General features: G+C 66.4%; 22 protein-coding genes and 1 pseudogene. 18 read left to right on the forward strand and 5 right to left on the reverse strand.

Features of this window, described 5'->3' with window-relative positions; translation table 11 throughout:
- Positions 1–6: 6 nt before the first annotated feature.
- The gene (locus FHW64_RS12385; RefSeq protein WP_184526546.1) at positions 7–1,215 is read right to left on the reverse strand and encodes an aspartate transaminase; all 1,209 of its coding nucleotides are present in this window, start codon (positions 1,213–1,215) and stop codon (positions 7–9) included.
- Between the two features lie 170 nt (positions 1,216–1,385).
- Between FHW64_RS12385 and nac the strand changes: the two genes are divergently transcribed.
- The 12 genes from nac (at position 1,386) to FHW64_RS12445 (ending at position 11,182) form a co-directional block, all read left to right on the forward strand.
- A complete protein-coding gene (nac, locus tag FHW64_RS12390) occupies positions 1,386–2,324 on the forward strand; it encodes a nitrogen assimilation transcriptional regulator NAC (protein ID WP_184526548.1) in 939 nt (312 codons plus the stop codon).
- A 117-nt stretch (positions 2,325–2,441) separates the two neighbouring features.
- Positions 2,442–2,885 (forward strand): acetyl-CoA carboxylase biotin carboxyl carrier protein subunit, encoded by a 444-nt coding sequence (locus FHW64_RS12395; RefSeq protein ID WP_184526550.1) that lies wholly within the window; start codon positions 2,442–2,444, stop codon positions 2,883–2,885.
- A 4-nt stretch (positions 2,886–2,889) separates the two neighbouring features.
- Entirely contained in the window at positions 2,890–4,242 is a 1,353-nt protein-coding gene (gene accC / locus FHW64_RS12400; protein ID WP_184526552.1) for an acetyl-CoA carboxylase biotin carboxylase subunit, read from the forward strand.
- The gene (gene pxpB / locus FHW64_RS12405) at positions 4,239–4,958 is read left to right on the forward strand and encodes a 5-oxoprolinase subunit PxpB (protein WP_184526554.1); all 720 of its coding nucleotides are present in this window, start codon (positions 4,239–4,241) and stop codon (positions 4,956–4,958) included. Before accC ends, pxpB begins: the two co-directional genes overlap by 4 nt.
- Complete coding sequence (locus tag FHW64_RS12410) at positions 4,955–5,941, forward strand: biotin-dependent carboxyltransferase family protein (RefSeq protein WP_184526556.1); 987 nt, start codon at positions 4,955–4,957, stop codon at positions 5,939–5,941. Before pxpB ends, FHW64_RS12410 begins: the two co-directional genes overlap by 4 nt.
- Position 5,942: 1 nt before the next feature.
- Positions 5,943–6,356: a biotin/lipoyl-containing protein gene (locus FHW64_RS12415; RefSeq protein WP_184526558.1), complete on the forward strand. Its 414-nt coding sequence runs from the start codon at positions 5,943–5,945 to the stop codon at positions 6,354–6,356.
- Between the two features lie 19 nt (positions 6,357–6,375).
- Positions 6,376–7,170: a LamB/YcsF family protein gene (locus FHW64_RS12420; RefSeq protein WP_184526560.1), complete on the forward strand. Its 795-nt coding sequence runs from the start codon at positions 6,376–6,378 to the stop codon at positions 7,168–7,170.
- Positions 7,171–7,258: 88 nt separating this feature from the next.
- Positions 7,259–8,011 (forward strand): SDR family oxidoreductase, encoded by a 753-nt coding sequence (locus tag FHW64_RS12425; protein ID WP_184526562.1) that lies wholly within the window; start codon positions 7,259–7,261, stop codon positions 8,009–8,011.
- 40 nt (positions 8,012–8,051) lie between these two features.
- Positions 8,052–8,753, forward strand: a complete 702-nt coding sequence (locus FHW64_RS12430) for an amino acid ABC transporter permease (RefSeq protein WP_184526565.1) — start codon at positions 8,052–8,054, stop codon at positions 8,751–8,753.
- A 3-nt stretch (positions 8,754–8,756) separates the two neighbouring features.
- The gene (locus tag FHW64_RS12435) at positions 8,757–9,515 is read left to right on the forward strand and encodes an amino acid ABC transporter permease (RefSeq protein ID WP_184526567.1); all 759 of its coding nucleotides are present in this window, start codon (positions 8,757–8,759) and stop codon (positions 9,513–9,515) included.
- 39 nt (positions 9,516–9,554) lie between these two features.
- Positions 9,555–10,289: an amino acid ABC transporter ATP-binding protein gene (locus FHW64_RS12440; RefSeq protein ID WP_184527860.1), complete on the forward strand. Its 735-nt coding sequence runs from the start codon at positions 9,555–9,557 to the stop codon at positions 10,287–10,289.
- A 50-nt stretch (positions 10,290–10,339) separates the two neighbouring features.
- Complete coding sequence (locus FHW64_RS12445) at positions 10,340–11,182, forward strand: ABC transporter substrate-binding protein (protein ID WP_184526569.1); 843 nt, start codon at positions 10,340–10,342, stop codon at positions 11,180–11,182.
- A gap of 14 nt (positions 11,183–11,196) precedes the next feature.
- Here the strand turns inward: FHW64_RS12445 and FHW64_RS12450 are convergent, their stop codons facing one another.
- Entirely contained in the window at positions 11,197–12,240 is a 1,044-nt protein-coding gene (locus FHW64_RS12450) for a GlxA family transcriptional regulator (RefSeq protein ID WP_184526571.1), read from the reverse strand.
- Positions 12,241–12,350: 110 nt separating this feature from the next.
- On the opposite strand from FHW64_RS12450, the gene FHW64_RS12455 reads away from it, so the two are divergent.
- The 6 genes and pseudogenes from FHW64_RS12455 (at position 12,351) to FHW64_RS12480 (ending at position 17,988) form a co-directional block, all read left to right on the forward strand.
- Positions 12,351–13,334, forward strand: a complete 984-nt coding sequence (locus tag FHW64_RS12455; protein ID WP_311733296.1) for a tripartite tricarboxylate transporter substrate binding protein — start codon at positions 12,351–12,353, stop codon at positions 13,332–13,334.
- Positions 13,331–14,524 (forward strand): M20 aminoacylase family protein, encoded by a 1,194-nt coding sequence (locus tag FHW64_RS12460; RefSeq protein ID WP_184526573.1) that lies wholly within the window; start codon positions 13,331–13,333, stop codon positions 14,522–14,524. Before FHW64_RS12455 ends, FHW64_RS12460 begins: the two co-directional genes overlap by 4 nt.
- Positions 14,525–14,813: 289 nt before the next feature.
- Positions 14,814–15,524, forward strand: a complete 711-nt coding sequence (locus tag FHW64_RS12465; protein ID WP_184526575.1) for a Crp/Fnr family transcriptional regulator — start codon at positions 14,814–14,816, stop codon at positions 15,522–15,524.
- Between the two features lie 108 nt (positions 15,525–15,632).
- Positions 15,633–15,891 (forward strand): annotated as a pseudogene (locus FHW64_RS34830) (helix-turn-helix domain-containing protein); the annotation flags it as partial.
- A gap of 264 nt (positions 15,892–16,155) precedes the next feature.
- Positions 16,156–17,286 carry a porin gene (locus FHW64_RS12475; RefSeq protein ID WP_184526577.1) on the forward strand — a complete coding sequence of 377 codons (1,131 nt, stop codon included), beginning with the start codon at positions 16,156–16,158 and terminating at the stop codon, positions 17,284–17,286.
- Positions 17,287–17,445: 159 nt separating this feature from the next.
- On the forward strand, positions 17,446–17,988 hold the full coding sequence (locus FHW64_RS12480) for a hypothetical protein (protein ID WP_184526579.1): 543 nt from the start codon (positions 17,446–17,448) through the stop codon (positions 17,986–17,988).
- Here the strand turns inward: FHW64_RS12480 and FHW64_RS12485 are convergent.
- From FHW64_RS12485 to FHW64_RS12495, 3 genes are all read right to left on the reverse strand, one after another.
- The gene (locus tag FHW64_RS12485) at positions 17,985–18,578 is read right to left on the reverse strand and encodes a uracil-DNA glycosylase family protein (protein ID WP_184526581.1); all 594 of its coding nucleotides are present in this window, start codon (positions 18,576–18,578) and stop codon (positions 17,985–17,987) included. The two genes, FHW64_RS12480 and FHW64_RS12485, sit on opposite strands and share 4 nt — an antisense overlap.
- Entirely contained in the window at positions 18,575–19,858 is a 1,284-nt protein-coding gene (locus FHW64_RS12490; RefSeq protein WP_184526583.1) for an alpha/beta hydrolase, read from the reverse strand. Before FHW64_RS12490 ends, FHW64_RS12485 begins: the two co-directional genes overlap by 4 nt.
- A 134-nt stretch (positions 19,859–19,992) precedes the next feature.
- Complete coding sequence (locus tag FHW64_RS12495; protein WP_184526585.1) at positions 19,993–21,144, reverse strand: ABC transporter substrate-binding protein; 1,152 nt, start codon at positions 21,142–21,144, stop codon at positions 19,993–19,995.
- Positions 21,145–21,271 lie beyond the last annotated feature (127 nt).

Here is a 21,271-nt window from a genome sequence, read left to right on the forward strand (position 1 = left end):
CGATGTTCAGCGCAGTTCGGCGACCGCGCGCGCGATGCGCGCGCAGCCTTCTTCGAGGTTCTCGATGGATGTGGCGATCGACAGCCGGAAGTACGGCGAGAGGCCGTAGGCCGTGCCCGCCACGGTGGCCACGCCTGCGTTTTCCAGCAGGTACATCACGACATCCCCGTCTTCGTTCAACTGCTTGCCCGAAGGCGTCGACTTGCCGATCAGGCCCGCGCAGTTGATGTAGAGATAGAACGCGCCGGGTGGCGTGGCGCAGCTCAGGCCGGGGATCGCATTGATGAGTGCGAGCGTGCGGTCGCGCCGCTGTTTGTAGACAGCCACGCTCTCGGTCACGAAGCTCTGGTCGCCGTTCAGCGCCGCCGCGGCGGCGGCCTGGCTGACGGAGCAGCAGTTGCCGGTGGATTGCGACAACAGCGTGTCCATCGCGAAGATCAGGTCCGTCGGTCCGGCCGCGTAGCCGATGCGCCAGCCGGTCATTGCATAGGTCTTCGACACGCCATTGACCACCAGCGTGCGGTCGCGCAGCGCGGGCTCGACCGCGAGGATGTGCGGCGTGGCCTGCCCGTCGAAGCGGATGTGCTCGTAGATGTCGTCGGTCATCACCATGACGTGCGGATGCCGCAGCAGCACTTCGGCGAGCGCGCGGTATTCGGCGGCGGTGTAGCTCGCGCCGGTCGGGTTGCTCGGCGAGTTGATCAGCAGCCAGCGCGTGCGCGGCGTGATCGCCGCTTCGAGCTGCTCTGGCGTGAGCTTGAAGCCGTTGGCCTCCGGGCACGCGACGATCACCGGCGCGCCTTCGCAGGCCAGCACCATGTCCGGATACGACACCCAGTAGGGCGCGGGGAAGATGACTTCGTCGCCGGGTTCAAGCGTGACCGCGAGCGCGTTGTAGATCGCGCTCTTGGCGCCGCTGGTCGCGATGATCTCGTTCATCGCAAAGGCGAGGCCGTTCTCCCGCTCCAGCTTGGCGACGATCGCCTGCCGCAGCTCGACGGTGCCGGCCATCAGGGTGTAGCGGGTCGCGCCCTTGTCCATGGCTTCGGCGGCGGCGCGGCGGATGTGTTGCGGCGTGTCGAAGTCCGGTTCTCCAACGACGAGGTTCACGATCGACTTGCCCTGGCGGCGCAGTTCGTTGGCCCGGTCGGCGGCGGAGGTGCTCGGCGACGGCTTGATTCGCCGGACGCGGGCGGCGATGCGGGAGGTGTTCACGGCTCTTCCTTGGGGTGGGGGATGCAATGGGGCGTACGGTACGCAGATCGCTCCCACTCGGCCAAGACGAGTTCGCTCTGGTTCGATAGGCAGAGCTTATGGTGCCGCCCCATAGCCGCTTCGGCGCCCCGGTGCTAGGCTCGGGCTTGGCTTTTGCTTGGGGACAAGGCGTGAACCTCAGACGCCTCAAATACTTCGTCAAGATCGTGGACATCGGCAGCCTCACACAGGCCGCCGAAGTGCTTTTCATTGCCCAGCCGGCGCTCAGCCAGCAGCTCGCGACGCTCGAAGGCGAAGTGCGGCAGCAGTTGCTGGTGCGTACCAAACGCGGCGTCACGCCGACCGAAGCCGGCAAGGTGCTTTACCGGCACGCGCAGATCATCCTGCGGCAATGCGAGCAGGCGCGCGTCGACATGGAAGCGGCAGGAGAAGGGCTTTCGGGTCAGGTGTCGGTGGGCCTCGCGCCAGGCACCGCGGCCTCGGCGCTGTCGCTGCCGCTGTTGCGCACCGTTCGCGCGCGGCATCCGGGCATCCTGCTCTACCTCAACGAGAACTACGGCACCACGCTGAGCGAACTCATCATGAACGGCCGAATGGACCTGGCCGTTCTTTATGGCGACAAGGCCATCCACGGGCTGACCTTCCTGCCGCTGCTCAAGGAGCCGCTGTACCTCGTCGGTCCGGCGACCACGCCTGCGCCGGCGGCCCCGGTGCGGCTCGCCGACTTGCGAGACATGGAGCTGATGCTGCCGCGCCCGTACAACGTCGTGCGCAAGCTGGTCGATGCGGCCTTCGTGCGCGCGGGCATGGTGCCGCATGTGGTGGCCGAGATCGAATCGGCGTTCACGCTCACCGCCGCGATCGCGGACGGGCTGGGTGCGAGCATCCTTCCCGCTTCCATGGCGCGCGAAGTGGTTGCGGCCTGCGGCGCGTGGCAGTTCCAGATCGTCGAGCCGGTGATCGAGGCGCCGCTTGCGCTGTGCCAGTCGGACCATCTGCCGCTCTCCGAGCCCGCGCAGGCGGTCAAGGACATCCTGCTGGAGCTGGTGGTCGACCTTGCTGGGACCGTCACGTCCACGCCCGAGCCGGAGCTGACCGCGCTCTCCTGACCGGCCCGTCATAAGCGGGCCTTATCCCGGCACAGCCATTCCGTCTTTGGCAGCAGGCTGCCGGGCCGGTACCTTTCATGCCAATCAAGGACGTTCTGTCTCGACGACGGACCCGGCATGAAACAGGAACAGATCAAGACGCTCATCGACGCACTGGCCACCTCGGACCTCTCCGAGCTGGAGTACAGCGAGAACGGCAGCACGCTGCGGCTGGTGAAACGGTCGGCACTGAACGACGCACCGCGCCGCGCAACGCGGCAGGCATCGCGCATCCCCGCGGCCGATAGCCAAGATCAGGCGACACCTGCCGCACCGACGCCCGCCGAATATCCGGCGCCGCTGTACGGCGTGGTCCATCTGCAATCGAGTCCCGGCGAGCCGCCTTTCGTCCAACCGGGCCAGGCGATCAAGGCCGGGCAGACACTGTGCGTGATCGAGGCCATGAAGGTCTTCAACGAAGTGCACATCGATCACGACGCGACGATCGCCGAAGTGCTGGTGCGTTCCGGGGAAGAGATCGAAGCCGGCCGGCCGCTGTTCCGCCTGATGGCGCAGGGGTGACGCGATGTTCGATACCGTCCTCATCGCCAACCGTGGAGAGATCGCGCTGCGCATCCTGCGCGCCTGCCGCGGCCTCGGGCTCAGGACCGTGGTGGTGCACTCGGAAGCCGATCGCGACGCGGGCTACGTCTCGCAGGCCGACCAGGCGCTTTGCATCGGCCCCTCGGCGCCTGGCGAGAGCTATCTCAACCAGTCGGCCATCCTCTTCGCCGCCGAAGTGAGCGGCGCGCAGGCGATTCATCCGGGCTATGGCTTCCTCTCGGAGAACGCGGGCTTCGCCGACCGAGTCGCGCAGGCGGGCCTCGTGTTCATCGGCCCGAGCGCCGACTGCATCCGCACCATGGGCGACAAGGTTGCCGCCAAGCGCGCGATGCGCCTGGCTGGCGTGCCTTGCGTACCGGGGCCGGACAACGGCCTGCCGGACGATCCGGAAGCCGTCAAGGCACTGGCACGCGATGTCGGCTACCCCGTGATCGTCAAGGCCGCAGGCGGCGGTGGCGGACGGGGCATGCGCGTCGTACAGGACGAGGCTTCGTTGCCCGAAGCGATGGCGCTGACGCGCGAGGAAGCACGCCGCGCCTTCGGCAATCCCGAGGTCTATATCGAGAAGTTCCTGCTGCATCCGCGCCATGTCGAGATCCAGGTGCTGGCCGACAGCCATGGCCATGCGGTGTGGCTCGGCAGCCGCGACTGCTCGCTCCAGCGCCGTCACCAGAAGGTGATCGAGGAAGCGCCGGCGCCGGGCATCGACGAAGCGCTGATCGCCGAAGTCGGCGAGCGTTGCGCGGCTGCTTGCCGGCAGATCGGCTATTGCGGCGTCGGCACTTTCGAGTTTCTCTACGAGCGCGGCGCGTTCTATTTCATCGAGATGAACACGCGCCTGCAGGTCGAGCATCCGGTGACCGAGATGACGACCGGCATCGACATCGTGCAGCAGCAGATTCGCATGGCGCGCGGCGAGCGCCTTTCGTTCGCGCAGGGCGATGTGCGCTGCCAGGGCCATGCGATCGAGTGCCGCATCAATGCGGAAGACCCGTCGAACTTCGCGCCATCGCCCGGCCGCATCACCGGCTGGAAAGTGCCCGGTGGCTTCGGTGTTCGGGTGGATTCGCACGTGGGTGCGGGCTACCGCGTGCCGCCGTACTACGACTCGATGATTGCCAAGCTCGTCGTGCAGGGCGCAAGCCGTGACGACGCGATCGACCGCATGCGGCTCGCGCTCGCCGAGATGCAGGTCGATGGCATCGCGACCAATGTGCCGCTCCATCGCGACATCTTGCGCGACGAAGGCTTTGCGGCCGGGGGCGTGGACATCCATCATCTCGAGCGTTGGCTTCAGCAAAGGAGCACGACATGAATCCGCAGGCGACCGTTGCCAAGTCGCACGCGTCCGTCAAGGCGCCCACCGTGCCGCTCGCCGGCACCATCAGCCTGCTCGGCACCACCGGGATGCTGTTCGAGGCACCGGGCGAAATGGCTCTCGCATCGCAGCAGCGCATCTGGGCACTGGCCCGCGAGGCGCAGGACTGGTCCGAGGTGCGCGAAGCCGTGCCGGGCATGAACAACCTGATGCTGACCTTCGAGCGCCCGCCGCGCGATGCCAAGGCACTCGCGGCGCTGGAAGCGCGCGTGCATGCCGCATGGGACTCGGCCGTTGCGCTGCCGCTGGAGGGCCGCGTGGTCGAGCTGCCGGTGGTCTACGGCGGCGAGGGCGGGCCGCACATGGCGGATGTGGTTTCGCACACCGGGCTCAGCGTGGACGAGATCGTCGAGCTGCACAGTGCGCCGACCTATCCGGTGTACGCACTCGGCAGCCATCCGGGCTATTGCTACCTCGGCGGCATGGACCCGCGCATCGCCACGCCGCGCCGCAAGGTGCCGGTGCTGAGCATTCCGGGCGGCGCGGTGTCGATTGGCGGCGCGCAGACCGGCGTGTCGGCCTCGGCCGGTCCGAGCGGCTGGAACACCATCGGAAGCACTTCGATGTGCTTCTTCGACCCCACGCAGGACCCGCCTGCGATGCTGCAGCCCGGCGACATGATCCGCTTCCGGGTGGAAGGAATCATCCGATGATCGAAGTCCTCTCATCCGCCGCGCTCGCGACCGTGCAGGACGCGGGACGCAAGGGCAGCCTGCGCTGGGGCGTGGGCACCTCCGGCGCCATGGACAACCTCGCGCTCGCTGCCGGCAACCTGATGCTCGGCAACGACGTGAACGCAGCGGCCATCGAAGTGCCGGTGTTTCCGTTCAAGGTGCGCTTTGGCGAAGATTGCGCGTTCGCGCTGACCGGCGCCGATTGCGCCGCGCGCCTCGACGACACGCCGCTGATGCCCTGGTGGGTGCATCAGGCGCAAGCGGGCCAGGTGCTCACGTTGGGCCTGCCGCAGGGTGGTGCGCAGCGCGGAAGCCGCGCGATGCTGTGCGTCGCCGGCGGCGTGGACGTGCCAGAGGTGCTGGGCTCTCGCAGCACGCAACTCCGCGGTGCTTTCGGTGGGCATGAAGGCCGCGCCCTGCGGCGTGGCGACTCGCTGCGCGCGGGCCGCGCGGGTGAAGCGCACCGCACCCACTTCGGGCTTGTTCCGCCTTCGTTGACGCTGCCGTTGCAGGTCGATGGCGTGCCAGCGGTGCGCGTCCTGCCGGCCGCCGAATACCTGGGATTCGAGAAATCCTCGCGCGCCGCCTTCTGGGCCGGCGAATGGAAGATCACCGCGCAGAGCGACCGCTATGGCTACCGGCTGGAGGGCGAAGCACTGCAACCGGTGGCGCCGATGGAGATCCGCTCGCACGGAATCGTGCCCGGCGTGATCCAGGTTCCGCACAGCGGGCAGCCCATCATCCAGATGCGCGATGCGCAGCCCTCAGGTGGCTATCCCAAGTTCGGGACGGTCATCGAGGCCGATCTGTGGCGCCTCGGGCAGGCGCCCATCGGCAGCCGCATCCGATTCATCGAGGTCGACTGGGCCGAAGCCGTCGCCGCGCTGGACGAGACCGAAGCGTGGCTCGGCAAGGTGAGCCGCATCGTGGAACTCCACCGCAGCGCGCCGCAAAGGAAGTGACATGCCGACCGCAGACGAACTGAAGCAGATGGCGGCATGGCTGGCCGGGACCGACATCGGCCTGCTGGAACTGCGCACGCCCCACGGCGTCGTGCGGCTCGGCCGCGAGCCGGCGGCGGGCGATGAGATCGTGCAACTGGAAGATGAAGCGCTGGACGACGAAGCCGCACCCGCGCAGGCGATTGCAGGCGCACCGAGCGTGGGCGTGTTCCTGCACGCGCATCCGTTGCACAACAAGCCCGTCGTCCGCGTGGGCGAACGGGTGAAGGCGGGGCAGGGCCTCGGTCTGGTGCGGATCGGCCCGCTGCTGCTGCCGGTCACTGCGCCCGCTGCCGGATTGGTGACTGGTGTGCGGGAAGAGGTTGGCGCGGCAGTGGGCTACGGCACCGCGCTTTTCGAACTGCACATCGACTGAACGCGCAAAGGACATTCACATGGACATCGATCTGAACGCCGATCTCGGCGAAGGCTTCGGCCCCTGGCGGATGGGTGAGGACGAGGCGCTGCTGGAGATCGTCTCCTCCGCCAACATCGCCTGCGGCTTCCATGCCGGCGATCCGGTCATCATGAACCGCACCGTGCGTACGGCAGGAACCAAGGGCGTGGACATCGGCGCACACGTGGGCTTTCCCGACCTCATGGGCTTTGGCCGCCGGCAGATGCAGATCGACACCGCGGAACTCGCCACCTACGTGACCTACCAGCTCGGCGCGCTGGCGGGCATGGCGAAGTCGGCCGGGCTTCGCATGACGCACATGAGCTTCCATGGCGCCCTGGGCAACATGGCGGCGGCGGATGCCGCGCTGGCGGAGCCGCTGGTGCAAGCGGTCGCCGATTTCGACCGCGATCTCATCATCAGCTCATCCGTGAGCCGTGCGATCGAGGGCGCGGCCGAACGATGCGGCCTGCGCGTTGTCACCACCTTCCTGGCCGACCGGGCCTGCGATGACGAGGGCCTGCTGGTGCCTCGCAAACTGCCGGATTCGGTGATCCACGATCCGGATGCGGTGCTGGCCCGGGTGCGGCAGCTCCTGGACGACGGCACGGTCACCAGCTACAGCGGCAAGCGCATCCCGATGAAGGCCCGTTCGATCCTGGTGCACGGGGACACGCCGGGCGCGGTGGCGCTGGCGCGCGCGGTACGCGGCGTGGTCGAGTCCGGCGGGCGCGTGGTGCCGGTCTCGCAGCAGCTTGCGGGGGCTTCCACCCAAGCGTTCACCCGGACATAAGGACGCCTTATCTCTCCACAGACATTCCGTCTTGGCGCCAATTTGCGCTGATCGATACAGTGAAATTTCATTAAGGAAAGAAGCAAAGATGCCGTTCTCCGACTACAAGACCGCTCTCGTCACCGGCGCCTCGTCAGGCATCGGCGCCGCCGTCGTCGAGCGCCTTTGCAAGGAAGGCCTGCAGGTCCATGCGATCGCCCGCAGTGCCGGCAAGCTGGACGAGCTTGCCTCCCGCACCGGCTGCATTCCCCATGCACTGGACGTCGCCGACGTCGAAGGCATCACGCGGCTGGCAAAGGAAGTGCCCTTCGACGTGCTCGTCAACAACGCCGGCGTCGACCGGCCGGGCTCGATCCTTGCGGCCGACGCCGAGGGCATCGACCTGCTGGTGGACGTGAACCTGCGCGCCGTGCTGCATCTGTGCCGGCTGGTAGTGCCGGGCATGGCGGCACGCGATCGCGGGCATGTGGTCAACATCAGCTCGATCGCGGGTGCCTACAACTTCAACGGCAACAGCACCTACCACGCGACCAAGGCGGCGGTCAGCATGCTGTCGCGCCAGCTTCGCATCGACCTCTTCGGCAAGCGCGTGCGCGTCACCGAGATCTGCCCGGGCCGCGTTGCGACGGACATCTTTGCGCACGTGCATGGCGATTCCGACGAAACCTACAAGCGCTTCGTCGAAGGATTCGAGTTGCCGAAGGCCGAGGACATCGCCAACGCCATCGCCTTCGCGATCGCCGCGCCGATCGCGGTGAACGTCGGCCACATGGAGATCACGCCGACCCTGCAGGTGCCGGGCGGACTCTCCACCACCCGGCCGCAGGAAGCCAAGGCCTGAGGCCCGGCGCCACGGAACACCACGAAAGGGGGCACGGATCATGAAAGACTTCGATCTACTCGCCGTCCTTCTGAAGCCCGAGTTCGGCGCCATGCTGCTGCATGGCGTGGAGATGACGCTGAAGATCGCGGCCGGCTCCTGGCTGCTCGCGATGGCGATCGCGATCATCCTGCTGGTGGTGCGGCTCACGCCCAACCGCATCGCCGAACGCGTGGTGGCTGCCTACATCTCCTACCACCGCAACGTGCCGACGCTGGTGCAGCTGATGTTCTGGTACTTCGGCATCTTCAGCGTGCTGCCCGATGCGGTGCAGGCCTGGCTGTCGGACCACAACGCCGAGGCGCTCATCTCGATCATCGCGCTGGGGCTCTGCCAGGCCGCGTACTTCAGCGAAGACATCCGCTCGGGGCTCCGCGCGATCCCAGCGGGGCAGGCCGAAGCCGCGCGTGCACTGGGCCACGGCTACATCGGCTCGATGCGACACGTGATCCTGCCGCAGGCAATGCGCAACGCGATTCCGGCGCTGGTCAACCACAGCGTGTCGCTGTTCAAGAACAGCAGCCTCGCGATGGCGATCGGCGTCGCCGAACTGACCCACGCGGTGAAGGAAGTGGAGAGCCAGAGCTTCCGTGCCTTCGAGGCCTACAGCGTGGCCACGGTGCTCTATCTCGTGCTGTCGCTGATCATCATGACCATCGGCGCGTGGGTCGCACGGCGCTATCGCATCGCAGGAGCGAGGTAAGCCATGTACAGCATCTTCGAGATCCTGCGCGACAACTGGCTGCTGCTGCTCGTCGGCCAGTACCCGAGCGGCCCGCTCGGCGGCATCTGCGCGACGCTGATTCTTTCGGTGCTCGGCATCCTGATGGCGTTCCCGCTGTCGGTGCTGCTCGCGCTGGCGCGTCTGTCGCCGTGGAAGCTCCTGAGCTGGCCTGCGGCAGTGCTGGTGTACGTGGTGCGCGGCGTGCCGCTGCTGATGGTGATCCTGTGGGTCTACTTCCTGGTGCCGCTGCTGATCGGGCGCGATGTCTCGGGCTTCACGACCATGCTCTGCACGCTGGTGATCTACGAAGGCGCCTACCTGTCGGAGGTCGTTCGCGCCGGCATCCAGGCACTGCCCAAGGGGCAGGTCGAGGCGGCGAGATCGCTCGGGCACAGCCATCTGGGGACCATGTGGTACGTGATCCTGCCGCAGGCGCTCTACAACATGCTGCCGAGCATGCTGAGCCAGTTCATCTCCACGATCAAGGAGACCACGCTCGGCTACGTGATCAACGTGCAGGAACTCACCTTTGCCGCTAACCAGATCAACAACCAGTTGTTGACCAAGCCGTTCCAGGTGTTCTTCATCCTTGCCGTGACCTTCTACGTGGTGTGCTTCAGCCTCACGCAACTGGCGCAGTGGGTGGAGCGGCGCATTGCCCACAAGCGGCTCGGCATGAAGCCGGCAAAACCCGTCGAAAACCCGGCTTCCCTGCCGCCGACGGTCGCAACGAATCCTTGAGAGGAGACAGAAAGCATGGCCCCCGATGTCGACACCCCGATGATCCTGTTCTCCAACATCAACAAGTGGTACGGCGACTACCAGGCGCTCACCAACGTCAATGCTGAAGTGAAGCGCGGCGAGGTCGTCGTGGTTTGCGGGCCGTCGGGCTCGGGCAAGTCGACGCTCATCCGCACCGTCAACCGGCTTGAAGAAATCAAGTCAGGGCAGTTGCTCTTCGACGGCCACGACATCCATGCGCCGATGGGCAGCGGTGCACTGAACAAGCTTCGCAGCCGAATCGGCTTTGTCTTCCAGAGCTTCAACCTGTTCCCGCATCTCTCGGTGCTGGAGAACATCATGCTGTCGCCGACGCGGGTGCTCGGCGTGAAGCGCGCGGTGGCGAAAGACAAGGCCATGCAACTGCTCGAACGCGTGGGCCTTTCCAACAAGGCCGGCGCCTATCCCGCGCAACTCTCCGGCGGTCAGCAACAGCGCGTGGCGATTGCGCGTGCCCTTGCGATGGAGCCGCCCGCGATGCTGTTCGACGAGCCGACCAGCGCGCTCGACCCCGAGATGGTGGGTGAAGTGCTCTCCGTCATGCGCAGCCTCGCCAACGAGGGCATGACCATGATGTGCGTCACGCACGAGATGAATTTCGCGCGCGAGGTTGCGGACCGTGTCTGGTTCATGGATGCCGGCCAGATCCTCGAGAAGGCCGAGCCCAAGGAGTTCTTCTGCAACCCGCAGCATCCGCGCGCGAAGCGATTTCTTTCCGACCTGCGCGCGCACTGAGTCGCCGCCATTCCACCCTTCACAGCAAACCACGTCACCTGGAGTTCATCATGTCGAAGAAGACTGCGATCCGTCTGGCCGTCATCGGCTGCAGCCTGTCCGCGTTCGCGGTGCTCGCGCACGCGGACCAATGGGACGAGATCAGCCAGCGCAAGGAGCTCAAGTGCGGCACCTTCGCCGACGTCCCGCCTTTCGCCGCGCCCGATCCCAAGACGCGCGAGATGGTCGGATTCGACGTCGACCTGTGCAATGCGCTAGCGAAGCAGCTCGGTGTGACGGCCAAGGTCACGCCGCTGTCGGTGGAGGCGCGCGTGCCGGAGGTCAAGCTCGGGCGCGTCGACGTCACGGTCGCGAACCTTGCCTATACCAAGAGCCGCGGTGAGCAGATCCAGTTCAGCGACCCGTACTACATCGCCAAGGAGATGCTTGCAGTGAAGGCCTCGGATCCGGGCACGAGCAAGGCCGACTTCAAGGGCAAGCGCCTGAGTTCGACGAAGGGCTCGACCTCCGAACTGTCGATCAAGATGAACGGCTCCGAGCCCGTGACCTTCCAGGACACCGGCTCTGCATTCATGGCGGTGCAGCAGAACAAGTCGGTCGGCATGGTTGCGAACACCATGACCATCACCAAGCTGGTCAACCAGTCGAAGACCTCGGGCGTCGAGCTCAAGATGATCAAGGAGCCGATGGTCTACCAGCCGATCGGCATCGGCATGAAGAAGGACGAGCCGGTGCTGCTCTCCAAGGTCAATGCCGCGCTCTATGCGCTCGACAAGTCGGGCGAGATCGACAAACTGTGGGCCAAGTGGCTCGGGCCGAACACCGAATACAAGCTGACGCGGGACGAGAAGGTCACGCCGCTGGCGGACCTGAAGTTCGAGCTGCTGCCCTAGTCCTCATCGATGCCTCATTGACGGCCCTCGCCGTTCTCGTTCAACCGCCAGTGGGCTCGAGGCCCGCGGAAGGTGTAGCGATCACGGTAGCCGCGCGGACTGGTGCCGGTCGCGCGCGCGAACATGCGGCAGAAGGCGCTGGTGTCCGAATAGCCGCAGTCGTGCGCGATCTCTTCGACTGAGCGCCAGGTGCCCTCCAGCCACATCTGCGCACGCTGCACGCGCAGCTCCTGCAGATATTCCTGCGGCGTCTTGTTCAGATGCTGGCGGAACAGCCGGGACAGGGTTCGCTCGCTGATCGAAGCGGCTGCCGCGGCATCCGCCAGCTTGAGCGGCCGGCCGGCATTGGCCTGTATCCAGGTCTGCGCGCGATACAGCGGCGTGTCGCGTGACTGGCCCATCACTTCCTTGCGCGTCATGGTGGCCGACAGGGCCTGCCGTTCTGCATTGAGCAGGAGCTTCTCCGCACCGGCATGGGCGAGGTCTGCGAGACCGGCATAGGCGGCAAGGTGCAGCACCAGTGCGTGCATCAGCGGCGGCGCCGCTGCGCAGACGATGCCGTGCTGGACGACGATCGGCTCGCGCGCTTCGATCCTGACGTCCGGAAACTGGTCTTCGAATCCAGACTGGTAGAGCCACGGGATCGGCGCGAGGGTAAGCCTTCCGGATTGCGCGAGCAACCAGACGCTGGTGCCGCATGCGCCGACCAGATGGCCTGCATCGAGTCGCTCGCGAATCGTCTCCACCAGCTTCGCGTTGCGCGAGGCCAGCCGGCGCAGCGCGGGTATCGACCGCATCTCCAACGGAGGGAGGAGCAGCACGCGTGGCCCTGCGATGGGCTTGCGGGCGTAGAGGCGCTCTTCATCGCAGATGCAGACCTGCGCGTGCCACTTGTGCGTGCGACCTTGTGCGTCGACGAATCGCCATGCGACGGCCGGCAATCGATCGCGAGGATTGCGTGTTCGCGCAAGTGCATTGAGCTCGCGAAGAACGTCGATGGCCGACCACAGCGCGCCGGGCGCACCGCCTTCGGGAAGCATCAGGTCGAAATGAACCATTGGAAACGGAGTGGCCGAAACAGCACATCAAATGGCCGGATCGAACATTGTGACAGCGAGGGCGCGAACCTACGATTCGCCGCATCTTTCAAACCCAGGAGCCGTTCGCCGTGATTTCGCCTCGCACCAGGAAGTCCTTTGTCGCGCTGTGTTGCAGCGCCGTGTTGGCTGGGAATGCGGCTGCCGCCTGCGTCTCCAAGCCGGTGACGCTGCTCGTGCCGTATCCGGCGGGTGGCCTGTCGGACGTGATCGCGCGGACGCTGAACCAGCCGCTGTCGCAGCAGTTGGGCCAGCCGGTGCTCGTCGACAACCTCGGCGGCGCGGGTGGATCGATTGCCGCGCAGAAGGTGCTGTCCGCGCCGGCGGACGGGCACATGCTGTTCCTGGGGTCGCCCAACGAAGTGATCCTGACGCCGCTTGCGAATGCGGCAGTCAAGCTGCGCCATGACCAGTTCACGCTGGTCAACCCGGTCACTGTCAACCCGCTGGTGATGCTGGTGCGCAAGGACCTCCCGGTGCGAAACATCGACGAACTGGTCACCTATGCGCGCAATCCGGCGAACAAGCCGCTGAGCTACGGCAGCGTGGGCTACGGCTCGCTCTATCACTTCGCCGGTGAGGATCTTTCGGCTCGCATCGGTGTGCCGATGCTGCACGTGCCTTACAAGGGCGGTGCGCCGCTGATGACCGACATGGGCGCCGGCCAGGTGGACTTCACGATGATGCCCTGGGCCACGATGTACCGGGGACTCGAGAAGGACGGCCGGCTGCGGATCCTCGGCTGGGTGGGCCCGAACCGCGACGAGCTCGCGCCCGAGGTGCCGGCCTTCGGCGAAGGCACGCTTCTGAAGAACTTCGAATACTCGACCTGGTCGGGCGTGATGGTCCGCAAGGAGACGCCGGCTGCGACGTTGAGCTGTCTGCATCAGGCCCTGACTGCGGTGCTGACGCAGCCCGAGGTGAAGAAGGCGATCCTCGATACCGGCTCGCGCCCCGCCGCGCCGCAATCGCTGGAGGACTCGGCGCGCAAGTTCTCGGCCGAGGCCGCACGCTTCCAGGCATTGGCAAAGTCCATCCAGCTTCAACCGCAATGACGCAGAACACCATGCAGCCGGTACGCGCCTGGGCACACGAGCGCGCGGGCCACTACACCGCCATTCGCCGGCAGATCCACAGCCACCCGGAGCTGGGCTTCGAGGAATACAAGACCAGCGATCTCGTGGCCGAACGCCTGCAAGGGTGGGGCTACGAGGTGGAGCGCGGCATCGGCGGCACCGGGCTGGTGGCGCAATTGCGGCGAGGGCAGGGCACACGCCGCCTCGGCATCCGCGCGGAAATGGACGCCTTGCCGCTGACCGAGCTTGCAGAGCGTCCGCATGCAAGCCGACGCCCCGGCGTGATGCACGCGTGCGGTCATGACGGTCACACCACCATGCTGCTGTTCGCGGCCGAATACATCGCTTCGCAGTGCCGGTTCGACGGAACGCTGAACCTGATCTTCCAGCCGGCGGAAGAAGGGCTCAACGGCGCCTCGCGGATGATGAGGGAGGGCCTGTTCGAGCGCTATCCGTGCGACGCGGTCTTCGCCATGCACAACATGCCGGGCCTTCCGGCGGGCCAGCTCGTTTTTCGCGATGGGGCGCAAATGGCGTCGGGCGATACCGTCGTCATCAAGCTCAATGGACGCGGCGGGCATGGCGCCATGCCGCATCTCGCGACCGACCCGGTCATGGCGGCGGCGAGCATCGCGCTCGGGCTGCAGACCGTGGTGTCGCGCAACACCGACCCGCTGCATTCGGTGGTGGTGACGGTCGGCGTGCTGCATGCCGGGACCGCAAGCAATGTGATCCCTGACAGCGCCGAGTTGCAGCTCACCGTGCGCGCGCTGGACCGGGGTGCGCGCGACCTGGCCGAACGCCGCATCCATGAACTGGTGAACGCACAGGCGCAGAGCTTCGGTGTCGCCGCCGAGGTGGACTATCGGCGCGGCTATCCGGTGCTGGTCAACGCTGCCGCCGAGACGGAGTTCGCACGTTCTGTCGCGCGCTCGCTGGTGGGTGCGCAAGGCATGGTGGAGATGGGTCCGCCGGTGATGGCGAGCGAGGACTTTGCCTTCATGCTCGAAAAGGTGCCGGGGTGCTATCTCTTCATCGGCAACGGCACGCACATCATGGAAGGCGGCTGCAGCGTGCACAACCCGCACTACGACTTCAACGACACGCTGCTGCCGGTTGGGGCGGCCTACTGGGCCCGCCTGGTGGAGCAATACCTGCCTGCTGCCTGACGATCGACATACGCGGCGCGGATGGTCGCAATCCGACTGGGACATACCTGCCCATACAGGCGCTAGGGATTGCCCTAGATCGCGCTTGATTCTTGATTTGGATCAAGCAAAGGGGTTAACAAAGTTGACAGTGATTACTAATCTTGCGGCTCGTGCCCGATGAGGGGCACGGCCCCCGAAGGGCCGTCAAGAGAAGGTAATCACGATGAGCGTCGACAAGAACACACATTCGTCCGGCACGGACATGCCGTGCACACGCATCGCGATCTCCTGAATTCGAAAGCGATGCATGGTCACTTCGGCACAGCGCTGCAAGCAGATGCTTCGCAAGCTGCCGCTGTTCCAGTCCGCGAAGGAGGCGGACCTGGACGCGCTTGCGAGCCTCGCCCGGCTCGACATGCTGCCGCGCAAGGAGATCCTCTTCGAGCGCGGCGATACCTGCAGCGGGTTCCATGTGATCGCCTACGGGCGCATCAAGCTGTCGCTGATCTCCTCGCAGGGTGTGGAGAAGCCGCTGCACATCGTGGAGCCCGGCGAGACCATCGGCGACATCACGATGTTCCTGGAGCGGCCCTACTACCTCACGGCCGAGGCGCTGGAAGATTGCCTGCTCGTGTATGTGTCGCGCCAGTCGATCATGGAACTGATCCAGCGCGACAGCCACTTCGCGCTGCGCATGATGGCGAGCCTCTCGCTGCGCATGCGCATGGTGGTGGACGACATGGAGTCGTTCCTCCTGCAGCCGCCCGCCGCGCGACTGGCGACGTACCTGATGCGGCTCGTGCCGCCGGGCGCCTCACGATCGGCCCGCATCGAACTCACCATCAAGAAAAGCGTCGTGGCTGCACAACTCAACCTGACGCCGGAGACGCTGTCACGGTACTTCAAGGAAATGAGCGACGGCGGCCTCGTCGCGCTCGAAGGGCGCTCGGTCCTGATCCACGACGTCGAGAAGCTCGCCGAATACCTCGCGACCAAGTCCAAGCCCGCGAAGAGTTGATTCCCTCCCATGTCACACCCAAGCACCGCCAACATCATGAACTCGCTCAATACCACGCCTCATGAAGTCACCCTCGATGCGCTGCTGGCCGGCTCGCGCGACGCCGCGATGGACGACCCGACGGATCGCTACAACGTCCCCGCGCTGGAGCGGGGCCTGCGGATGCTCTGCGCATTCGGCGAGGAGGACAGCGTTCTGTCCGCGCCTGAACTGGTGCGTCGCTTCGACTTGCCGCGTTCGACCGTCTTCCGGCTGCTCACCACGCTCGAGAGCCTGGGCTTCGTCGAGCGTTCCGAAAGCGGGCGTGATTACCGGCTCGGCCGCGCGGCGTTGCGAATGGGCCTCGACTACCTCGCCATGCTGGAACCCGCGCAACTCGAAGCGCCAGTGCTGCAGGGCCTCTGCGAGGAACTGGACCTGCCGTGCGAAGCGCTCACCGGCGACGAGGACGCCGATGAAGCCCGCATGGCAGCGATGGCGCAGCGCGTGCGAGCCAAGGTCGCGGGTATTGCGGCGCTCCTGAATCCGGCGCCGGCCACAGGCGGCGGCACCGTCGTGCCGCTGCGCAGCGGTGTATCTGCTGCCGACCCCCGCCTCTGAGCGACAAGTTTCCCAACTCCCGAAAGAAAAAATGAAGAAAGCAGTAGTGGCCGCGGCCGCTTGCATGGCCGCGGGCGTCGCCTGCGCGCAATCGAGCGTGACGCTGTTCGGCGTGCTCGACGCAGCCGTGACCTACACCACGGGCTCCGGCCCGCTGTCCACCAGCAAATGGCAACTGAGCAACAGCGCCAACACCTTCAGCCGCCTGGGCTTCCGCGGCACTGAAGACCTCGGCGGCGGCTACGCGGCGAACTTCTGGCTCGAAGCGGGCCTGCAGAACGACAACGGCAGCGGCTTCACCACCAACACCAACAACCAGGCCAGCGGCAACACCACGCCCGGAGGCCTGACCTTCAACCGCCGCTCCACCGTGAGCCTGTCGGGCCCCTTCGGCGAGGTGCGCGCGGGCCGCGACTACACGCCCACCTTCTGGAACACGGCGCTGTTCGATCCGTTCGGCACGGGCGGCGGCATCGGGGCGAACCAGATTTACTTCACCGGCTTTGGTGGCCTCACGTCGGCGACGGGCACGCGTGCCTCCAACAGCGTGGGCTACTTCCTGCCGCCCACGCTGGGTGGGTTCTACGGGCAGTTGATGTACGCCATGGGCGAGAACGACTCGCGCTCGGACATTGTAGGCGTGCTGCCGACGTGGAACCACAACGACGGCAACTACGTCGGCGGGCGCGTCGGGTATCTCAATGGCCCGTTCAACATCGCCATCGCTACGGGTCGCACCACCTACACGACCATCGCGGCCAGCCAGCCCGTGTCGAACGACCTGCGCGTGTCGAACATCGGCGCATCGTGGACCTTCGAGCAACTCTGGAGCCTGAAGCTGATGGGCGAGTACTACGACGAGTCGCAAGGCACTGTGGACGGCAAGGGCGCTTTGGTGGGCTTCAACCTGCCGATCGGCGCGAGCGAGATCAAGCTGTCGTACGCGCGTTACGAGCGCGAGCCGGCGGGCAATGTGCCCAAGCCGACCACGTCGAAGTGGGCGCTGGGCTATGTCTACAACCTCTCCAAGCGCAGCGCCGTGTACGCGACGGTGGCGCGCATTTCCAACAGCAACGGGGCCGCGCAGGCGCTCAGCGGCTCGACGACTTCGCCGAACCACGATTCGACCGGAACCGAGTTCGGCATGCGCCACGCGTTCTAGGCGCCGTCCGTCGGCTCGGCCGGAATCGAGTGCGGCTTGCGACATACTCGTCGATTCCGCCTCAACATCCGGCCGCAAGCGCCGATAACACGAGCAGGCCTTGCTGCACGTGCAACGTCGGACGTTCGGCAAGGCGCGTGCAACCCGCGCGAGCGTTCCATGAACCTTCGAAGACTCCAGATCACCGGTCCCTCCGGCTTGCCCTATCGCCTGGGCGGGATCATGAACGTCCATGACGGCGAGGTCCTGCTCGGCACGCTCGACCCGGTACCGGTGACCAGCGACGGCAGCGAGGTTCACATCGAGCACTTCCGCCCCGCGAACGTGGTGCGCGATGCGCAGATCCATATCGGCCGGCTGATCTTTCTCGAGATCTGCCAGTTCCTGGCCGAAGGCTTCCACCAGGTGCAGACCGTGAGCTTCGCCTTCACGCGCCGGGTGGACATCCTCGGTGGTGGTTCGCAGCAGGCCGCTGCGCGCGCCGAGACCATGGAGCGCATCGGTGCGGTCAACGTCACCATCGCGCCCCACGCCATGGCCGGCCACTTCGTGGTGGCCGGGTGCTGGCACTACAACCGGGAGAACCTCCGGGCACTCGGCGTCGTGCTGGTCGAGGAGCGCCTGCGCTACACGAAGTGGGCCTCGCAAGCACGGCCGGCGCCGGGCGTCCTGAAGGGGTTGCGCAGCCTGCTGGTGCGCTAGGGCTGTTCCAGCACCTGCCGGACCCGCTCCCTGAGTGCCGGAATCACCTCTTCGTCGAACCACGGGTTGCGCTTCAGCCAGACGTTGTTGCGGGGGCTCGGGTGGGGCAGGGGGAGCATTGCAGGCCAATGGGTGCGCCATGCACGGACCGCCTCGGTCACCGCGCTGCCGGCACCGCCGTCGAGATGCCAGGCCTGCGCGTATTGGCCGATCGCCAGCGTCAGCTTGATGTTCGGCAGGCGGGCCAGCACCCGTTCTCGCCACGTCGTTGCGCATTCCGGCCGGGGCGGCAAGTCGCCCGAGGTGCCGGTTCCGGGGTAGCAGAAACCCATCGGCACGATGGCGACCACGGTGGGGTCGTAGAACGTCTCGCTGTCGATGCCCATCCAGAGCCGCAAACGGTCGCCGCTCGCGTCGTCGAAGGGGATGCCGCTCTGGTCCACCTTTCTCCCGGGCGCCTGGCCCGCGATGAGGATGCGCGCGGCCGGATGCGCCTGCAGGACGGGCCTCGGCGGCTGCGGCAGTTGCGGCGCACACAAGGTGCACGCGCGGATGTCGCGCAGCAAGGGTCCGAGGCTGCGGGTTGTCACGGCCTGAACAACCGGTAGATCCGGTCGTAGAAGTCTGAAGGAAAGCGCCAGTAGCGCGCGCCGCCGGGCGTGACCTGCTCGTCGAGCCCACGCCGGGGCGGCGGCGCGTTCAGCACGAACTGCGCGAGCATGTCGCCACTGACCCACGGGTCGTCGTACCAGAAGGCATGCGAGTTCTCGGGCAGGTTGGGGATGTCCTTCGGATCGACGCGGATCAGGTCGAAGCGCAGCTTTCGCGATGCGTCCACGAGGAAGCGGGTCTGCTCCTCGTTGAGCTCGGTCACGTCGGGCCGGCCCGCGCGCGAAGCCCGGCCGACCATGGCTGCAAAACGCAGCACCGAATCGTTGAGGTTCGCCGCGATGCTCACGCGCTCGATGATGTCGAAGTAGCCGCCCAGCTCGTTGACGAAGCGGCGCGTGTCGATGTCGGGCGCGGTGAAGTAGATCTGCCCGAGCCTCAGGCGCTTCTGGAGCTGCTCGCGCGACTCGCCGGGGCGAGGCGTGCCCAGGCGCACCAGCGCGGGGCTCAGGACCTGCGCACCGGCGCTGTAGGCCAGCACGTCGATCTTCGAGGCGGTGGTGTTCTCGGCCAGCAGCTCGACCATGCGCGCGAAGGGCTCGACCGTGGCTTCGGCATTGCTGACGTCCGTGAGGTAGCGCAGGATCGATCCGGCCGAAGGCCACATGAACACCAGCACCACCATGCGCCGCCCCGTGAAGTGCCGGAACTGCGCTGCCTGCGCGGCTGCCCGGGGCACGGTGTTGTTGGAGCCGTGCACGTAGATCAGCAGCTCGCTGTTCGGGCTCGCGGCCAGCGCCTCATTCACCATCTTGAAGAAGGCCTGGGCATCGGGCGAGTTCTTGACCGCCTCGCCGGACCGCAGCTTGGCCATCTGCTCGAGGCGGTCGAGGTGAACGATCGGCCGTTCGTCCGGATCCGCGCTGGTGGAAAGCCGATGCAGCGTTTCCCAGTCGAGCGCTTCGTCGCCGACGCGGACGTGCGCCACGCCCATGCGCAGATCGTCGCTCGGCACGATGGTGTGGATCGGGTCCGGGTGTTCGATCAGCGCCAGCCGGTTGGTGGCGTAGAACACCGGCACCTCGGTGGTCTTGAGCTTGGCGCCGATCTTCTCGAAGGGGTCCACGTCGCCGTTGCTGAAGGACGCCGGCGTCGGCATGAGCCGTACTGGCGCATGGCACGCTGCAAGCAGCCCGGCCAGAAGCACCGCGCAGACGATTCTTGCCGTGGTCCCGAGACGTCCCCTGTTGCGTTGTTCCATGGCGGTCGAATCGGGGGCGTGCGTAGCGGTCATTCGTGAACGGATGGCAGGGCGTGGATGGCTGATGACGGATGCCTGCCGCAGGCAGGTTCCGGACCCGTTCGCGAGTATAGGCAGCGGCCCCGCCCCGCACTTCAGCCGACGAAGGCGCCCTGTGCGTTCAGGAGCGTCTGGCTGACGAAGCTGCTCGCGCGGCCGCCGTCCGCGTAGTCGATGCGCCAGCCATCGACATCGACCGACCGGCGGCGCTGGAATTCCGCGAGCACCTTTGCGCGCGAGGGGTTCGCGCCCGTGCTCGCGATCACCTGCGCCGCATAGCGGCCGGCAAGGTAGCCGGCGAGGCTCACCGGCGTCGGTGCCTCGTCGAACAGGCGCTGGAGCGCATCGCGATACGCACGCACCACCGGCACCTTGCTGGAACGCGGGTTGGGCACGACCTGCGTGAAGATGATCGGCACCGATTTACCCGGATTGAGCTGCAGGAAGGTGTTGGTGTCGACGTCGGCGAGGCACACCACGTAGCGCTGCGTGCCGCGCCGGCTCAGGCCCTGCGTGAACTGCGCGAGCTCGATGCCTGCGCCCATGAAGACCAGGAAGAAGGGCGCGTCGGGGCGCAGTTGAGAGGCGTAGGTCGCCGGATCCTGCCCGGCCGGGACGGTCAGCGTGCGCAGCTTGATCTTCAGCCGGCCGCCGATCGCTTCGGTGCTCGCGCGAAGGGCTTCGGCCCGCGCCGGGTTCGGGTAGACGATGCCGAGCTCGGAAACACCCATCTCGGCGAGGTTCTTGAGCACGTAGCGGATCTGGTCCTCGCGCGAGGCGAACAGGCTGAACACGTGCGGATCGCTGTCGAACTGCGAGTCGGCAAGCCACGGTGCGACATGCGCGATGTCCAGCTTGGCCGCGGCCGCTTCCTTCAGGCTCGACAGTGCCAGTGCCTCACCCACGGTGCCGAGCAAGGCCACCTGCGCGGGGTCGTTCTTGACGAGCTGGATGGCATTGCGCGCCGCCACGGCCGTGCCGTCGGTTTCCACCGTGGAGAGCTGCGGCGCAGCGCTGTTGGCCTTGCGCAGTTCAGCGAAGGCGAGCCGGATGCCAGTCGCATAGTCCCGGGAAAATTCCTGCTGGTCCGGCGACATATCGAGCAACTGCGTGACCCGCGGACCTGCGGTGTCTGCGGCGCGCGACTGGGCCAATGCGAGCGCCGGCATGCCGGCGACGGCGCACGCGGCGGTTGCCGTCGTGGCCTGGAGCAGGCGGCGGCGCTGGAGAAATTTCTGTGAATCCATGCGCCGCGAGGCTACGAACTTAATATTTCAAAAATACGTCTGGTTACTTATCCGGCGTGAACTAGGTCACGGATCCTCGTGCAGCGCGTCAAGGGAAATATTTCTTTGCGCTGCTCTTTCGGTGGGC

This window comes from Variovorax sp. Sphag1AA, from assembly GCF_014192575.1.
Taxonomy (GTDB): Bacteria; Pseudomonadota; Gammaproteobacteria; order Burkholderiales; family Burkholderiaceae_C; genus Variovorax.

Bases quoted from the DNA above. Each gene is read 5' to 3' on its own strand.
- FHW64_RS12395 (WP_184526550.1), top strand. From the start codon at position 2,442: ATGAAACAGGAACAGATCAAGACGCTCATCGACGCACTGGCCACCTCG.
- accC (WP_184526552.1), top strand. From the start codon at position 2,890: ATGTTCGATACCGTCCTCATCGCCAACCGTGGAGAGATCGCGCTGCGC.
- pxpB (WP_184526554.1), top strand. From the start codon at position 4,239: ATGAATCCGCAGGCGACCGTTGCCAAGTCGCACGCGTCCGTCAAGGCG.
- FHW64_RS12410 (WP_184526556.1), top strand. From the start codon at position 4,955: ATGATCGAAGTCCTCTCATCCGCCGCGCTCGCGACCGTGCAGGACGCG.
- FHW64_RS12415 (WP_184526558.1), top strand. From the start codon at position 5,943: ATGCCGACCGCAGACGAACTGAAGCAGATGGCGGCATGGCTGGCCGGG.
- FHW64_RS12420 (WP_184526560.1), top strand. From the start codon at position 6,376: ATGGACATCGATCTGAACGCCGATCTCGGCGAAGGCTTCGGCCCCTGG.
- FHW64_RS12425 (WP_184526562.1), top strand. From the start codon at position 7,259: ATGCCGTTCTCCGACTACAAGACCGCTCTCGTCACCGGCGCCTCGTCA.
- FHW64_RS12430 (WP_184526565.1), top strand. From the start codon at position 8,052: ATGAAAGACTTCGATCTACTCGCCGTCCTTCTGAAGCCCGAGTTCGGC.
- FHW64_RS12435 (WP_184526567.1), top strand. From the start codon at position 8,757: ATGTACAGCATCTTCGAGATCCTGCGCGACAACTGGCTGCTGCTGCTC.
- FHW64_RS12440 (WP_184527860.1), top strand. From the start codon at position 9,555: ATGATCCTGTTCTCCAACATCAACAAGTGGTACGGCGACTACCAGGCG.
- FHW64_RS12445 (WP_184526569.1), top strand. From the start codon at position 10,340: ATGTCGAAGAAGACTGCGATCCGTCTGGCCGTCATCGGCTGCAGCCTG.
- FHW64_RS12450 (WP_184526571.1), bottom strand. From the start codon at position 12,240: ATGGTTCATTTCGACCTGATGCTTCCCGAAGGCGGTGCGCCCGGCGCG.
- FHW64_RS12460 (WP_184526573.1), top strand. From the start codon at position 13,331: ATGACGCAGAACACCATGCAGCCGGTACGCGCCTGGGCACACGAGCGC.
- FHW64_RS12465 (WP_184526575.1), top strand. From the start codon at position 14,814: ATGGTCACTTCGGCACAGCGCTGCAAGCAGATGCTTCGCAAGCTGCCG.
- FHW64_RS12475 (WP_184526577.1), top strand. From the start codon at position 16,156: ATGAAGAAAGCAGTAGTGGCCGCGGCCGCTTGCATGGCCGCGGGCGTC.
- FHW64_RS12480 (WP_184526579.1), top strand. From the start codon at position 17,446: ATGAACCTTCGAAGACTCCAGATCACCGGTCCCTCCGGCTTGCCCTAT.
- FHW64_RS12490 (WP_184526583.1), bottom strand. From the start codon at position 19,858: ATGGAACAACGCAACAGGGGACGTCTCGGGACCACGGCAAGAATCGTC.
- FHW64_RS12495 (WP_184526585.1), bottom strand. From the start codon at position 21,144: ATGGATTCACAGAAATTTCTCCAGCGCCGCCGCCTGCTCCAGGCCACG.